Genomic DNA, 12,010 nt, shown 5'->3' with positions numbered 1-12,010 from the left:
CATGACCGCTCACACTGTGTTCGCTCTCGCCTTGCTGGTCGGCGCACTCGGCTGCGCCTTGTTGGGCGTACTCGCATTCACGGGCCTCGCGCGCATGCAGCGCGGCGCGCACACACTGGACCACGCGCTCGATCAACGCGCGGCCAGTTCGGCGGCACGCGCGATTGGCGCGGGCAAGGAGACGCGGCAGACAACAGACGCGAAGGATGCGAGCGAGGCAGGGCGGGGGCGGGCCAAAGGCGGCCGCCTGTCGCACCTGGGCAATGCACTCAGCCGCGCCGCGGCGAGTTGGCTGGACACGCCCTTCGGTGCGATCGTTGTTGCCGCCGAAGACCGGCGGTTGCTGGATCGATGCGGTTTCCTCGATGCCCGTGCGCGGGCACGTTTCTTCGCGGCGCGGATTGGTTCTGCTGCGCTGTTGCCGCTGCTCGCGCTGGGTGTGTTCAACGGCGAACCGCGCCTCGCCATGTGGATGGTCGGTGCGTTCAGTCTCGGCTTCATGCTGCCGAAGTGGTTCATGCGGCGCCGCGCGAAAGCGCGTCAACGTTCGGTGGCAAACGAATTGCCCATGTTCGTCGACTTGTTGCGTTTGCTGCAGGGCGTTGGCCTGTCGCTCGATCAGAGTCTGCAAGTGATGATCAACGACTTCGCGACCTTGCTGCCGGTGCTCGCGCAGGAGCTCGCGCTGGCCCACCGGCAATTCACGAGCGGACGGACACGTGAGCAGTCGCTGAGCCGGCTCGCGACGAGCTATGAAAGTGATGACCTGAATGCCGTGATGCGGCTGGTGGTCCAGGTCGACAAGCACGGCGGCGCAGTGCAGGAACCGCTGCGCCAGTTCGGCGACCGGTTGCGCGAGTCGCGCCGCGCAACCTTGCGTGAACGGATCGGCGCATTGACCGTGAAGATGACCGGCGTGATGGTGGTGACCTTGCTGCCCGCGCTATTGATCATGACGGCCGGGCCGGGATTTATCGCGGTGTTCCATTCGCTATCCACGATACACAGATAGACGTTCGATGGACGTTGAAGAGAGTGAAGCCATGAAATCGATCGCAATTGAACACCGCATGCCCACTGTTGTCCTGGCGCTTGCCTGTACCGTCTTTGCGGGCCTGGGCGGCTGTGCTTTCAAGATGGAAAGCGGTTATGGCGTCGGCATACAGGCGGAGCGCGAAGCCGCGCTCCAGCAATCACAGGAGAAACAGGATGCGCCCGATACGCCCGGCATGTATCTCGCGCTGATCGACCGGATGCAGTCGCAGGGTCTGTTCTATGCTTCGCTTGCGCATATTGATGCGTACGAGAAGCAATATGGCGTGACGCCCGATACGATCCTGCTGCGCGCCGATGCGTTGCGCCAGACTGGCCAGACGCAGGGCAGTGCCGACGCATACACGAAATTGCTGAACACGCCGCTGGCGGCGCGGGGGTATCGCGGGATCGGTTTGCTGGCCGGGGCTGCAGGTGATTTCAGTAAGGCATCCGAATCATTGGATACCGCCACGCGCCTCCAGCCAACCGATGCGCTCACCCTGTCCGACCTGGGTTACGCGCGTTTGCGTCTCGGCGATGTGGCGGGCGCCCGCGTACCGCTGATGAAAGCGGCGGAGTTGGCACAGGACAACCCGAAGATCCTGAGCAATGTCGCGCTGTTCCTGCTCGCAGCCGGACAGTCGGCCGCGGCGCAAGGGCTGATCACGCAGCAGAAGTTTTCTCCGGAGGTGCAGCAGGCGATCCGCACGGACGCACAGCGTATCGCCGCGGCCGAAGCGCAGGCCACGCACGCACGGGCAGCCGAGGTCGCGGCGGCGACAACCGAGCAAGCGCGCGTTCCCATGGTGCGCGCGCCGCAGACGGTCGATTCGTTGCTCAACGCGCAATTGCCGCTGACCCAGGCATACGGTCAACCCGCCGCAATGTCGGCCAGTCAAGCGCAAGTGGTCGCACGGTGAAGGGACCAACCATGAACGAATATCGGACGATGCGGAGGTGGTCCACGGTGACGCGTGTGACGGCGGGGGTGATGATCGCGTTGGGCTCAATGTCGATCGCCACCCACTCGGCGGCGCAGGTTCAGGTGCAGCCTCCGGTGGAAGCAGCGCAAGCGCAGGCGGTTCAGGCAGGCGAGCCGGACGCGGACGTGCCTGTGACTCGGATTGGCGACGCGGCGCACTCTATTCTCGCGATACAGCGGAGCGGCCAGGCTGCCTCGCCGGCACAGCCGATGCTGGGGCCGGAAGCGAGTGCCGCGTACGCACGTTACCTGAAGTCCTTCGATCACCCGATTCCGGAGCATCTGGATTCATCGGTGGGTACGGTCGGCGGCGCGATAGGTGGTGGAGCTGCAAACTGACATGAACCGTCTGCCGACGTCGCGGGGCAGACCGACACCGCGTGGCCCCAAACGGCAGCGCGGCGTAGCGAGCGTGTTGGCAGCGTTCTGGCTTCTGGTAGCAGTCGCGGCGCTTGCCGCTATCGATGTGGGTAACGTGTTTTATCAACGGCGCGTCATGCAGAGCGTGGCGGACATGGCAGCGAATGCGGGTGCCCAGGTTGTCGACAACGCCTGCTCGCGCGCCCCCGCCACGGCTCTCGGAAGTGCGGGCGCGAACGGCTTCAACGCGTCGGGGTCAGGCAACTCGATTACGACGACCTGCGGGCGCTGGGACGCGACGCTCTATGCGGGTCCAAGCTACTACGCGGCGAACGCTACACCGAGTAATGCGGTGCAGGTGACGGTGTCGGAGCAGGTGCCTTATTTCTTTCTGGGAGCAGGGCGCACAGTCAGCGCGACGGGGTTGGCACAAGCGGTCAATATGGGGGCGTTCACCATTGGCACCACGACGGCAAATATTGACCCAACCGTCATTACCGGGCTCCTGAACTCGATGCTCGGGACGAATATCAACGCGCTGCAGATATCGGCGGCGGGTTACCAAGGTCTGGCGCAATCGCGTATCCAGATTGGGGATCTTGTGGCGGCAGCGGGCGTGGGCACCGTGAGCCAGTTGCTTGCGATGAACGTCACCGCCGCGCAGCTTGCCAGTTTCATGCTCACCGCCTTGCAGACCACTCAGGTCGCGAACGCGAATTTGTCGGCGGCGGTTGGTGCGCTGCAGGCCGTCGTGAGCGCGAATATTCCAGGCTCGCAGACCTTTCCCATAGGCGCGGTGAATGGCGCAACGGGCCTGGTGCAAGTTAGCCTGGCCGACGCGCAGTCTGCGCTCACTGCAACTATCAGCCCGCTAGACGCGCTGTTCGTCGCGGCGGACATCGCACAGGCTGGAAAGTCTGCAGTCAATGTGTCGACGGGTCTGAACCTCGGGGTGGCGACGGCGACATTGCAGGTGCAAGTGATTCAGCCCCCGGTACTCGCCATTGGCGAGGCCGGGCAGACGCCGGCAGGCGCGTGGCGCACGAGTGCCACGACGGCACAGGTGCGGGCGTTCCTGAAGGTGACGCTCGGCGCGCTGCCTGGACTACCGTTGGGGCTTGGCGCCCCGATAGTGAAGCTGCCGGTCAATGTGTACGTTTCGCCCGGGCAGGCGTGGCTAGCTTCCACGCAGTGCCTGTCGACACAGGCAGCTAGCAACTCGGTGATTGGTGTTCGGACCGGTCTCGCGAACGTGTGCATAGGCGATGCACCCACCAACCTCTCCGCATCCACGCCCTACAGTTGCGCACCCGCAACGCTTGTCAGCGTGCTCGGTCTTATCACCGTTCAGATCGCCACATCGCTTCCCGCCGTCGTCCCAAATTCCTCTTCGCTGACGTTTGATGGAATTGTTGGCAATGCTGATGATTACCAGGCGACGAACTCGAACCAGGTGGGTGGTGTGCTGTACAACACCACCTCGGGGTTCGCTACGCAGCTGTCCGCAGGGAACGGAGTGACGTTGAATGTACTCGGAATATCACTTCCCATTAGCTCGCCCGTTGGCCAAGCGCTACTGAGTTTCGTCCTGCCTCTCCTGACGCCCATATTCAATGCGCTGGACACGGTTCTTATGCCCGTGCTGCAACTCCTCGGCGCGCAGATCGGCGTGAGCACCGTGCATGACCTGTCACTGACATGCGGTCAGTCGCAGCTTCAATATTGAACGCATGATTGAACCGGAGACCAGCGGGTGCCGTTAACAATGTAACGAGTGCACGTAGCGCAAGGAATGAGCGCAACCAACGAACGCAAGCAACGAACGCAAGCAACGGGCTGCGAAGCCACCAGATGCAAGCCATGAGACTCGAGAGTATGAGACCAGCGACAAAAATCGACGACCTCGATATATACGTGTGGGAAGGCAAGGCGGATATCGTCGAGCGGGTGGTGCGCTGCATGTCGAGTTTTGAAGTCGATGTGATCCGCGCCGACGGCATGTCGATTGCAGCCGGCCAGGATGCCCGGCGCCAGGCAATCGCGATTGTGAGCGTGAGCGTGATCGACACGGGTGCGTTCGCGTTGCGCGATTGGGAAGCGCATCGCGGCATGCCGGTGATCTGGGTGGGCGCGGCGCCGCGAGAGCGTGACACGAGCGTTTTTCCCACCGACTACTCGCATATCCTGCCGCTCGACTTCACCGGCGCGGAGTTGCGCCGGATGGTGGCCAAGCTCGCGCAGCAACTGCGCGCGCACGGCGAGCAGGTGCAGGAATCAAGCGCCCTGATCGCGAATGCGGAGTGCATGCAGGCATTGCTGCGCGAGGTGCAGACCTTCGCCGATTGCGACACCAGTGTGCTCGTGCATGGCGAAACCGGCGTGGGAAAGGAACGCATTGCGCAGATGCTGCACGAGCAGCACAAGCGGTATTCCGAAGGGCCATTCGTGCCCGTCAATTGCGGCGCGATCCCCGACGGCCTGTTCGAATCGCTGTTCTTCGGCCACGCGAAAGGCTCGTTTACGGGCGCTGTGATCGCGCACAAAGGTTACTTCGAACAAGCCGACGGCGGTACGTTGTTCCTCGATGAAATCGGCGACATGCCGCTCTATCAGCAGGTCAAGTTATTGCGCGTGCTGGAAGACAGTGCGGTCACGCGGATCGGTTCGGCTACGCCCGTCAAGGTGGATTTCCGGCTGGTCGCCGCGACTAACAAGAGCCTGCCGCAACTGGTGAAGGACGGCGACTTCCGCGCGGATCTTTACTATCGGCTGGCGGTGATCGAGTTGAAGATTCCGTCGCTGGAGGAACGTGGGGCGCTGGACAAGATAGCGTTGTTCAAGTCGTTCATCGCGCAGGTGGTGGGGCCGGAGAAGCTCGCGACCTTGCCCGAATTGCCGTACTGGCTGGCCGATGCCGTCGCCGATAGTTATTTCCCCGGCAACGTGCGTGAGCTGCGCAATCTGGCGGAGCGCATAGGCGTGACTGTGCGGCAGGTCGGGTCGTGGGATACCGCGCGGCTGCAACGCTTGCTTACGCTTGCCCGCACCTCTCAGCCGGTGCCGCCGGAGCTGAGTGCTGACGTGATCGTTGATCGCAGCAAGTGGGACATGAACGAACGCAACCGCGTGCTGGCCGCTCTCGAGGCGAACGGCTGGCGGCGGCAGGATACCGCGAGTCACCTGGGCATCAGCCGCAAGGTGCTGTGGGAAAAAATGCGCAAGTTCCAGATCTTCGATGAAGAACCTGAAACGCGCGCCGAGGAATGAGACGTTGCAGGCAGCGGTGCCGCACCCGACGCGCTCGCCGCCTGGGTTGACTTCTACGCCAGCGCAGCGGTCAGCGCGGCGAACGTGTGTTCGTCGGTCCGCTCGAAGTGCAGCGGCGTGACCGAGACCCGGCCCGACGCTACCACCGCCGTCTCGCTGTCGGCCGCGTTCTCGCGCGGGCCGCGCTGGAAACGCAGCCAGTGATATTGCAGGCCGCGCGGATCGGTTTGCGGCAGCACGTCGATACCTTCGACCAACCCCACGCCCTGGCGCGTCGGGGTAAGCGGACCGGCCAAAGCGGCGTCTATATCGGGGAAATTCACGTTGAGGCAAGTCGGTGCGTCGTGCGCGATGGCGAGCAGCGAGCGGATCACGCCGGGTGCGAGTTCGCGCGCCGTATCCCAGCGCACGTCGCGGTCGCTGAAGGTCTGGCTCAATGCAATGGATGGCAAGCCGAGCAGCAAGCCCGTCATGGCCGCGCCGACGGTGCCGGAGAACATGGTCTCCACGCCCAGGTTGCCGCCGCGGTTGATTCCCGACAACACCAGCGTAGGGGGCGCGTCCTGCATCAAATGCCGCACAGCCATCACCACGCAATCGCCCGGGGTGCCGAGCACACCGAAGCGATGCTTGCCGTGCTGGCTCACGCGCAGCGGCGAATGCAAACTGATGGAGTGCGAGGTGCCGCTCTGGTCGTGCTCGGGGGCGACGACCCACACTTCGTCCGCGAGTTCGGCAGCCACGGCTTCGAGCACGGCGAGGCCGGGTGCGTCGATACCGTCGTCGTTGGTAAGCAGGACGCGTGCAAGTCTGGGTCGGGCGAACGTTGCAGAGGGCATTGCAAATCTCCTTTCGATTGAGGGAAAACGTCAATCAATCGATTATTCCAGAGATCGCGATGCGGGGTGGCGCCGTGACAGGGCGTGATGGGGCGTCTTCGTGAACGGCGTCCACGAAGACTGTCTGCTTGCGTATTTACTTGATGCCAAGTCCACGCAGCACCGCATTGCCGTCTTCGGTGAGGCGGAACTTGGCCTCGCCCGGCGTGGGCGACACCATTTCCACGTAGCCGTATTCGCTCAGCGAGGCTACGTCGGGAGGCGCGGCCATCGCGTCGATCGGCGCGTGCAGCAGCAACAGCAGCGTGGCGATTTCGTGATGGCTGAGTAATCGTTTGATGGCCCGTACGGGAGCCGATGCGTTGCGGAGGTTCATGACGAACTCCTTTCGTTAATGCCTTGTCTTTGTTTCGTGCAGAGCGTCGATTGCACCACGCAGCGCCGCGTGAGGTTTTGATGAAGTTGGGGCAGGGTACCGATCAAGTCTTAGGCGAAACTTAAAACAGAACAAATGCCACGCGTGCGTTGGCTATGAAGACGATTGGCGAGGCTAAATATTGTGTTTGATCAGGTTAAAAATTGTAAGCCGGGTTCCTGGGGCTGAACGTGGCGTCGTCGAAGGTCTTCGGCACGACGTTCTGGAACACAATGCTTTCGAAGATCTTGCCGTCGTTGTCGAAGGATTCCGCCGTCCGGAAATACGGCCGCCTCAGGTCCAGGCCGAGTATTTCCTTCTTGGCATAAAAATCCGGCTGTCCGGAAGGGGTTTCGTAAGTGAAGGCGACCACGCGCGCACCGTCAATGGTTTTTACTTCGATGTCGTCAGCACGCGTGACCCCGGCGTCGGCGAATTTCTTGCCTTCGGCCAGGAACTGCTGCGTGATGTATTCGGTGCCGAGATCGCGGACAGAATGTCGCGATTGCGAGCGCGCAAGCGCGCCGTTGAGTGACGCCCAGAGCGCAATCACCTTCAGAAAACCGCCCAGATGGCCATACATTTGGTCGGGGTGTGCGGTTTCGTCGTAGAGAATTTCCTGGCCCGCATGCGCGCCGTCGGGCAGCCATTTTGCGTAGACCCGCAGCGGGTCACGCGTCAGGCGCACCAGCATGTGGTCGGCCTGATTCGGCCACCTGCCATGGATACGTTCACGCCGCAGCATGGTGAACTCATACGACGGATAGCCGTTGGGGCCATTCTTCAGGTAGCGCGGCAGCGCAAGCGGATCGAGCGATTTGAACAGCGCCACGAGCGCCGGGTCGCTCATGTTGGCGAGCATGCCGCTCAGCGCGGCTTGGCTCAGCCAGCGGACCTGGTCATCGAGCGGGAGTTTGCCGACCTGCGCCGCGGGTGTCGTCGGCGGTGTGCTCGATGTGCTTGTTACGCTGGCGGAGAGCGCCGGACCGGCCGCGGAGGTTGCGGAGGACACTGGCAAGGCGGCCGCGTCCTGTGCGCTGGCGGGCACGGCGATGGCTGCGAGTCCAACCGCAGTCCACACGCTCCAGATCCAGACGCTTGCGCGAATCCCCTGACGGTTGTGGCAGCGCTGTCGTGCTCGATGCATGAAGTTCTCCGTGGTCCGTTCATTCTGCTTTGGCTGCGTATGTGTCGCGCAGTTCACGGCGGAAATCTTTCCTTGTCTTAGAACGGATCGGGGAGACCGAAAATTCCGGGGCATCGCGCTTTATCTTGGGGAGGCACCGTCGACAAAACCTGATCGACTTGCCCGCCGCCGTCAGCGCTCGAGGATGGCGACAACCCCTTGTCCACCCGCGGCGCAGATGGAGATGAGACCGCGGCGCGTTCGCGTGTCGCCGGTCGCCTGCGCCAGCGTCGCCAGCATCTTGGCGAGCGTCCCCACGATCCGTCCGCCGGTCGCCGCGAACGGGTGGCCCGTTGCCAGCGAACCGCCATTGAGGTTCATGCGGTTGCGCGCGATCAAGCCGAACGGGCCGTCCAGCCCGAGTTGCGTGCGGCAGTATTCCTCGTCCTCCCAGGCCGCGAGCGTGCACAGCACCTGTGCCGCGAATGCCTCATGGATCTCGTAGAAATCGAAGTCGGCCAGTGCAAGTCCAGCGCGTTCGAGCAATTGCGGCACGGCGTACGCGGGCGCCATCAGGAGGCCTTCTTTCTTGTCGAAGAAATCGACTGCCGCGGTTGCCGAGAGCGTCAGATAAGCGAGCACGGGCAGGTTGTGCGCAGCCGCCCATTCTTCGGACGCGAGCAACACCGCCGACGCGCCGTCGGTGAGCGGCGTGGAATTACCGGCTGTGAGCGTACCGGCGTCGCGATCGAAGACGGGTTTCAGCGCAGCGAGTTGCCCGGCCGTGAGGTCCGGACGCAATATGTTGTCGCGTGAAAGGCCTTTGTACGGCGTCATCAGGTCGTTGAAAAAACCGCGCTCGTACGCCGCTGCCAGCTTGCGATGACTGTCGAGCGCAAGTTCATCCTGCGCTTCGCGCGAGATCTTCCAGCGCTTGGCCATCAACTCGCAGTGTTCACCCATCGACAGGCCGGTACGGGGTTCGCTGTTACGCGGCAGCATGGGCTTGAGCAGCATGCCGGGCCGCAGCTTCGCCAGTGCGCTCATGCGCTGTGCCGTGGACTTGCCCCGGTTCGCTTCCAGCAGGATCTTGCGCATCCGTTCGTTCACGCCAATGGGCGCGTCGGAAGTCGTATCCACGCCACCCGCAATGCCTGCATCAATCTGCCCGAGTGCGATCTTGTTCGCGATGAGGATCGCGGTTTCAAGGCCCGTCCCGCACGCCTGGCTCACGTCGTAAGCGGGCGTTTCCCGGGCGAGGGTGGTGGACAGCACCGCTTCGCGTGTGAGATTGAAGTCGCGTGAATGCTTGATCACCGCGCCCGCCGCGACTTCACCGAGACGCAGGCCGTGCAGGTCGTATCGATCGATCAGGCCTTGCAGCGTGAAGGTCAGCATGTCCTGGTTCGATGCTGTTGAATACGCCGTGTTGGAACGCGCGAACGGAATCCGGTTGCTGCCGACGATCGCCACGCGACGCACGGCGGGAAGGGCGCTCACAATCATGATGGAATCTCATCGAAGGATACAGCGGGCGTTTCGGGATCGGTCCCAGCCGGCGTGGCTGGTTTCAAACACCGCATATTCTTGTGCAGGGGTGCAAGCACATCGCGGCGTTTGTTCATGAACCGGGGCTGCATCATGGCAATTCCCATTCGAAGCGGCCGCGCAGATGGTGCCGCTCACCCGCCAGATCGCGCACTTCGAAGTCGCGTCCTGTCGCCGATAAAGCCGCGGTCCACAGCGTTGTCTCGGCCGGCAGGTAAATAGGCGACTTGAAGTCGCCACGTACATTGGCGGTATCCAATTGCTTCGACGGTTGCAGCGCCGCGAGCGTACGCCCAAGTGTCCACATGCCATGCGCGATGGCACGCGGAAAGCCGAACGCTTTCGCTGTCAGCGCGTGCAGATGAATCGGGTTGAAGTCGCCGGACACCTTTGCATAATCGCGGCCCAGTTGTGCAGGAAGTTGCCAGCGTGCTTCACGGATCAGCGCGGCGGGCGTTGCGTCGGTGACGATCGAAGCGCTGCCCCGACCTTCGGCGCCACGCTTCAGATACACACTGTCCGCATCCCATACCGCTTCGCCACCCCGATAGATACGCGTATGCAACGTGAACGCCTGGCCCTTGTCATGCGCCTCGAGCGCGCCGTTTTCCACTTCAATGCGCAATGTCTGTCCGGAGTGCAGCGTACGCCGCAAGCGCACGCTGTTCGACACATGCACGAGACCCATCGCGGGCCAGGGAAACGCGGGATCGGTGAGCAGCATCAGATGCAGCGGAAACGCCATCACGTGAGGGAACGTGACTGGCACGCCTTGCTCGGGGATGAACCCGCACACTCGCGCATAGCGGCCGATCTGTTCGGGATCGAGCGCCACGCTCGGGCGCACGAGCCGCAGCGGCGGCAGTTGGTCAACCGCATCCGCGCGTTTAAAAATGCCCCGCAGCGCGCGGCCGTAGAGTTTTGCCGGAGGCGGCAGGGTCTCCAGGATCACCGTGCGCATGCGTGGCGAGCCCGACGGCAGTGGCATGCTCATGTCACGCTCCGATCAGGCTTTGTCCGCACACGCGCACCACGTTGCCGGTGATGCCGGCGGATGCGGGGCTGGCGAGCCACGCAATAGTCTCTGCTACATCCACGGGCCGGCCGCCTTGGCTCATCGAATTCATGCGGCGTCCGGCTTCGCGAAGTCCCAGCGGAATCCGGGCGGTCATCTGCGTTTCGATGAATCCCGGCGCCACCGCGTTGATCGTGATGCCGCGTGTGCGAAGCGGTCCGGTCATGCTTTGCACGCGGCCGATCACACCGGCCTTCGACGTCGCATAGTTGGTCTGGCCGGGATTGCCGGCAATGCCGCTGATCGACGATACCCCTATGATCCGGCCGCCGTCATGCAGCACATGCTGATCGAGCAGCAAGTCGTCTATCCGTTCCTGCGCCGAGAGATTCACATCGATCACGCTGTCCCACGCGGCCTCCGTCATCTTCGCGATGGTCTTGTCGCGCGTGATGCCGGCGTTGTGCACGACGATATGGACACCGCCCATTGCCAGCAGCGCGGCTGCGATGGTCGCGGGTGCGTCAGGGGCGGTGATATCCGCGACGAGCGCCGTGTGCGCGCCTTGCGACGGCCAGGCATCTTCAAGCGCGAGCATGGTCTGGTCGAGCGCGTCCTGCGCCTGGGGTACGTCGAGCCCGATCACATGCGCGCCACGATCGGCCAGTACCTGCGCAATCGCCGCACCAATTCCCTGCGCCGCGCCCGTCACGAGCGCGCGTTTGCCCGCGAGCGGCTGGTTCCAGTCGGCGGGTGGATTGGCAGGCGTGGCGTCGATACGCACGACCTGGCCCGACACATAGGCCGAGCGCGGCGACAGCAGAAAACGCAGCGCCCCTTCAAAATCCCCGCCCGGTTCGACCTGCACCAGATTCGCAGAGATGCCCCCACGCGCTTCCTTGCCGAGCGAACGTGCCATGCCTTCCAGCGCCCGTTGCGCGGTCCAGGCACGCGGCGAAGCGCAGGATTCCGGCGGCAGTCCGAGTACGACAATGCGCCCGCTCTTCGCGACCGACCGGAGCGCATCGTGGAAGAAGCCGTAAAGCGCATGCAGTTGCGTGCTGTCGGTAATACCCGTTGCATCGAAGATCAGCGCCTGTACGCGGTCGTTCGGCGGCGCGCCCGGCGCACGCGCTTCGAAGCGGCCGCTCATTGCGCCATGTCTAGCCGCGACGGACAGCCAGCCAAGCGCACTTTCGTGGGCGACGCTGGTCATGCCGAGCGAAGTCAGCAGCGTCAGCAGCGGTTCGAACAGCGTAGGCGACGGCCCCGCTCCAATGGCGGCTATACCGTCGAATTCCGCGCGGCCCTGCGCGTGCCGCCGCAATACTTCGGGCTGTGGCAGGCCGATGGAGCGCGCGACGCTCGCGCCGAAGGGTGAATTGACGAAGTCGAGATAGCGATCTTTCATGCCTGCCTGAAA

11 protein-coding genes are annotated in these 12,010 nt (G+C 63.3%); 5 read left to right on the top strand and 6 right to left on the bottom strand.

Annotated features, from left to right (window positions below):
• The first annotated feature begins 1 nt into the window (after position 1).
• From ABH944_RS04400 to ABH944_RS04380, 5 genes are all read left to right on the top strand, one after another.
• Positions 2 to 1,012 carry a type II secretion system F family protein gene (locus ABH944_RS04400; RefSeq protein ID WP_404604414.1) on the top strand — a complete coding sequence of 337 codons (1,011 nt, stop codon included), beginning with the start codon at positions 2 to 4 and terminating at the stop codon, positions 1,010 to 1,012.
• Positions 1,013 to 1,070: 58 nt separating this feature from the next.
• Positions 1,071 to 1,955 (top strand): tetratricopeptide repeat protein, encoded by an 885-nt coding sequence (locus ABH944_RS04395; RefSeq protein ID WP_404604709.1) that lies wholly within the window; start codon positions 1,071 to 1,073, stop codon positions 1,953 to 1,955.
• Between the two features lie 11 nt (positions 1,956 to 1,966).
• On the top strand, positions 1,967 to 2,356 hold the full coding sequence (locus ABH944_RS04390) for a DUF3613 domain-containing protein (RefSeq protein WP_404604415.1): 390 nt from the start codon (positions 1,967 to 1,969) through the stop codon (positions 2,354 to 2,356).
• 1 nt (position 2,357) lies between these two features.
• A complete protein-coding gene (locus ABH944_RS04385; protein WP_404604416.1) occupies positions 2,358 to 4,103 on the top strand; it encodes a TadG family pilus assembly protein in 1,746 nt (581 codons plus the stop codon).
• 149 nt (positions 4,104 to 4,252) lie between these two features.
• Entirely contained in the window at positions 4,253 to 5,644 is a 1,392-nt protein-coding gene (locus ABH944_RS04380) for a sigma 54-interacting transcriptional regulator (protein ID WP_404604417.1), read from the top strand.
• 53 nt (positions 5,645 to 5,697) lie between these two features.
• Here the strand turns inward: ABH944_RS04380 and surE are convergent, their stop codons facing one another.
• The 6 genes from surE to ABH944_RS04350 form a co-directional block, all read right to left on the bottom strand.
• Positions 5,698 to 6,483: a 5'/3'-nucleotidase SurE gene (gene surE, locus ABH944_RS04375; RefSeq protein WP_404604418.1), complete on the bottom strand. Its 786-nt coding sequence runs from the start codon at positions 6,481 to 6,483 to the stop codon at positions 5,698 to 5,700.
• Positions 6,484 to 6,619: 136 nt separating this feature from the next.
• Entirely contained in the window at positions 6,620 to 6,859 is a 240-nt protein-coding gene (locus tag ABH944_RS04370; protein WP_062087117.1) for a hypothetical protein, read from the bottom strand.
• A gap of 196 nt (positions 6,860 to 7,055) precedes the next feature.
• Positions 7,056 to 8,045: a DUF1571 domain-containing protein gene (locus ABH944_RS04365; RefSeq protein WP_404604419.1), complete on the bottom strand. Its 990-nt coding sequence runs from the start codon at positions 8,043 to 8,045 to the stop codon at positions 7,056 to 7,058.
• Between the two features lie 171 nt (positions 8,046 to 8,216).
• On the bottom strand, positions 8,217 to 9,530 hold the full coding sequence (locus ABH944_RS04360; protein ID WP_404604420.1) for an acetyl-CoA C-acetyltransferase: 1,314 nt from the start codon (positions 9,528 to 9,530) through the stop codon (positions 8,217 to 8,219).
• Positions 9,531 to 9,663: 133 nt separating this feature from the next.
• Entirely contained in the window at positions 9,664 to 10,566 is a 903-nt protein-coding gene (locus ABH944_RS04355; protein ID WP_404604421.1) for a MaoC family dehydratase, read from the bottom strand.
• 1 nt (position 10,567) lies between these two features.
• Complete coding sequence (locus tag ABH944_RS04350) at positions 10,568 to 11,998, bottom strand: 3-oxoacyl-ACP reductase (protein ID WP_404604422.1); 1,431 nt, start codon at positions 11,996 to 11,998, stop codon at positions 10,568 to 10,570.
• Between the last annotated feature and the right edge of the window lie 12 nt (positions 11,999 to 12,010).

It is taken from the genome of Caballeronia udeis (genome assembly GCF_044909315.1).
Classification (GTDB): domain Bacteria; phylum Pseudomonadota; class Gammaproteobacteria; order Burkholderiales; family Burkholderiaceae; genus Caballeronia; species Caballeronia udeis_A.
The sequence above is the reverse complement of the archived record's forward strand: the minus strand, read 5'-3'. Positions and strand labels throughout refer to the sequence as shown.

Excerpts from the sequence above, each read along its gene's own strand:
- ABH944_RS04400 (WP_404604414.1), top strand. The coding sequence starts at position 2 with ATGACCGCTCACACTGTGTTCGCTCTCGCCTTGCTGGTCGGCGCACTC.
- ABH944_RS04395 (WP_404604709.1), top strand. The coding sequence starts at position 1,071 with ATGCCCACTGTTGTCCTGGCGCTTGCCTGTACCGTCTTTGCGGGCCTG.
- ABH944_RS04390 (WP_404604415.1), top strand. The coding sequence starts at position 1,967 with ATGAACGAATATCGGACGATGCGGAGGTGGTCCACGGTGACGCGTGTG.
- ABH944_RS04385 (WP_404604416.1), top strand. The coding sequence starts at position 2,358 with ATGAACCGTCTGCCGACGTCGCGGGGCAGACCGACACCGCGTGGCCCC.
- ABH944_RS04380 (WP_404604417.1), top strand. The coding sequence starts at position 4,253 with ATGAGACCAGCGACAAAAATCGACGACCTCGATATATACGTGTGGGAA.
- surE (WP_404604418.1), bottom strand. The coding sequence starts at position 6,483 with ATGCCCTCTGCAACGTTCGCCCGACCCAGACTTGCACGCGTCCTGCTT.
- ABH944_RS04370 (WP_062087117.1), bottom strand. The coding sequence starts at position 6,859 with ATGAACCTCCGCAACGCATCGGCTCCCGTACGGGCCATCAAACGATTA.
- ABH944_RS04365 (WP_404604419.1), bottom strand. The coding sequence starts at position 8,045 with ATGCATCGAGCACGACAGCGCTGCCACAACCGTCAGGGGATTCGCGCA.
- ABH944_RS04360 (WP_404604420.1), bottom strand. The coding sequence starts at position 9,530 with ATGATTGTGAGCGCCCTTCCCGCCGTGCGTCGCGTGGCGATCGTCGGC.
- ABH944_RS04355 (WP_404604421.1), bottom strand. The coding sequence starts at position 10,566 with ATGAGCATGCCACTGCCGTCGGGCTCGCCACGCATGCGCACGGTGATC.
- ABH944_RS04350 (WP_404604422.1), bottom strand. The coding sequence starts at position 11,998 with ATGAAAGATCGCTATCTCGACTTCGTCAATTCACCCTTCGGCGCGAGC.